We start from the raw sequence: 2,543 nt of genomic DNA, 5'->3' as shown, positions 1-2,543 counted from the left end.
GGGGGAAAGTACGACGGCGGAGGCGCACCGTGTGCGCAAGCTCACCGCCGCCGTCGGCCGCCTGATTTCCGGTGCGCACCTTCCGTACCGTACACTTGAAACATCCCCCACTCCGGAAATCCCTTATTCCTGCCCAATTTTTGAGGCAGGACTGGCAAGTGTTGGGGCCCGCACAAGCGATGCGGGCATTTTCATAGGGAGAGCCGGCTAAAGAAAACGCTGTACAGACTGCTGGGATAGCAGCCAAGAGATGCAGCGCGAAGTCCTGCCACGGGATTGCGAAAGCGCCGGACTTCTGTGACCGGCCGGTCAATGTTTGCCCGGCATCCACGGCACACGTACTGCGGCTCCACTCACCTCGGGTAGTGCCGCCTGGCCCCCTATGGATGAGGAATATTTCCCTATGCCCGAAAATCACAACGACTCCGTCGACACCCCGAACACCGTGAACGACGCCCCCACCGCGGCTGTCGAATTCACCGAGGCCGTTGCCCCCGCAGCAGAGCCCGCTGAAGAAGCCGCTGCCCCGGCAGCAGAACCCGCCGCACGCGCCGCAGAGACGTCCGCTCCCGCCGCCAAGGTTGAGGAAGACGATGAAGAAGGCATCAAGTTCGCCGACCTCGGCATCGACGGCCGCGTCCTGGCCGCCCTGCAGGACGTCGGCTACGAAAAGCCGTCCCCCATCCAGGCAGCAACCATCCCGCTGCTGCTTGAAGGCCGCGACGTTGTGGGCCTCGCCCAGACCGGCACCGGTAAGACTGCAGCATTCGCAGTACCGGCACTGTCCCGCCTGGCAGAGCTCCACGACCTCAACGGCCCGTCCCGCAAGACGCAGGCCCTGGTGCTGGCTCCCACCCGTGAGCTCGCGCTCCAGGTTGCCGAGGCCTTCACTTCCTACGCCAAGCACATCGACGACTTCACCGTCCTTCCCGTTTACGGCGGCTCCGCCTACGGCCCCCAGCTCGCAGGCCTGCGCCGCGGCGCCCAGGTGGTTGTGGGTACCCCCGGCCGCGTGATCGACCACATCGCCAAGGGCTCCCTTGACCTGTCCGAGCTCCAGTACCTGGTGCTGGACGAGGCTGACGAAATGCTCCGCATGGGCTTCGCGGACGATGTTGAGCAGATCTTCCAGCAGACGCCCGAGGACCGCCAGGTTGCACTGTTCTCCGCCACCATGCCGAGCCAGATCCGCCGCATGTCCAAGCAGTACCTGAACAACCCGGCCGAGATCTCCGTCAAGTCCAAGACCACCACCGGCGCCAACACCCGCCAGCGGTACCTGCAGGTCATGGGCCCGCACAAGCTCGATGCGATGACCCGCATCCTCGAGGTTGAAGAGTTCGACGGCGTTATTGCCTTCGTGCGGACCAAGATGGCTACCGAGGACCTCGCCGACAAGCTGAAGTCCCGTGGTTTCCAGGCGGCGGCCATCAACGGTGACATCCCGCAGCAGCAGCGCGAACGCACTGTGGACGCGCTGAAGGAAGGCCGCATCGACATCCTCGTGGCCACCGACGTCGCAGCCCGTGGCCTTGACGTGGAGCGCATCAGCCACGTCATCAACTACGACATCCCGCATGACACCGAGTCCTACGTGCACCGCATCGGCCGTACCGGCCGTGCAGGCCGTTCGGGTGACGCGATCCTCTTCATGACGCCGCGCGAGAAGTACCTGCTGCGTTCCATCGAGAAGGCCACCCGCCAGCCGGTGGAGCAGATGCACCTGCCCACGGCGGAGACCGTGAACACGCTGCGCCTGGGCAAGTTCGCCGAGCGCATCACGGAGACCCTGGCCTCCGAGGACGTGGCTCCGTTCCGCGACCTCATCGCGTCCTACGAGGAAGAGCACAACGTTCCGGCCTCGGAGATCGCAGCCGCGCTTGCCGTGATGGCACAGGGCGGACAGCCGCTGCTGGTCAAGGAGCTCCCCGCAGCTCCCGAGTTCCAGAAGCGCGAGCGCTCCAAGGACGGCTTCGGCTCCCGCGGCCCCACCCGTGCGCTCACCGAGGGCAACGCTACCTACCGGATCGCCGTGGGACGCCGCCAGCGCGTCATGCCCGGTTCCATCGTGGGCGCCATCGCCAACGAGGGCGGCATCTCCTCGGCGCAGATCGGCGGCATCGATATCCGCTCGGACCACTCCCTGGTGGAGCTGCCCGCGGACCTGAGCCCCGAGCAGTTGCGTGCCCTGTCCCGCACCCGGATTGGTGGCGAGCTGATCCACCTCGAGCTGGATAACGGACGCAAGCCCTCGGGCGAACGCGGCGCTTACCAGGGCAACCGCGGCGGCGACCGTGGCGGTGACCGCGGCGGCAACTTCAAGGGCAGCGGCGGGTTCAAGAAGGAGTTCCGCAAGAACGACGGCGAGCGCACCTCCGCGGACCGCGGCGGCCGCTCCTACAGCGAACGTTCCGAGCGCTCCTTCGGTGACCGTGGCCAGTCCAGCGACTCCCGCTTCGGCGGCCACGGCGACGGCTCCCGCAAGCCCCGCGGCAACGAGGGCGGACACCGCGACTTCAACCGCAAGGGCAAGTGGTAACCGT

Annotated in this window: 2 protein-coding genes; both read left to right on the top strand. The window is 66.4% G+C overall.

The genetic code is table 11. The features are described 5' to 3' along the window. A partial coding sequence (locus P2Q66_RS01875; RefSeq protein WP_275725122.1) for a hypothetical protein occupies positions 1 to 211 on the top strand: 211 nt, incomplete at its 5' end. Between the two features lie 192 nt (positions 212 to 403). After that, on the top strand, positions 404 to 2,539 hold the full coding sequence (locus tag P2Q66_RS01870) for a DEAD/DEAH box helicase (RefSeq protein WP_275725121.1): 2,136 nt from the start codon (positions 404 to 406) through the stop codon (positions 2,537 to 2,539). Positions 2,540 to 2,543: the final 4 nt, after the last annotated feature.

The organism is Arthrobacter sp. Cr_A7, from assembly GCF_029222765.1.
GTDB lineage: Bacteria > Actinomycetota > Actinomycetes > Actinomycetales > Micrococcaceae > Arthrobacter.
The sequence above is the reverse complement of the archived record's forward strand: the minus strand, read 5'-3'. Positions and strand labels throughout refer to the sequence as shown.

What these genes read in the sequence shown, in the direction of transcription:
- P2Q66_RS01870 (WP_275725121.1), top strand. Translation starts at nt 404, where the DNA reads ATGCCCGAAAATCACAACGACTCCGTCGACACCCCGAACACCGTGAAC.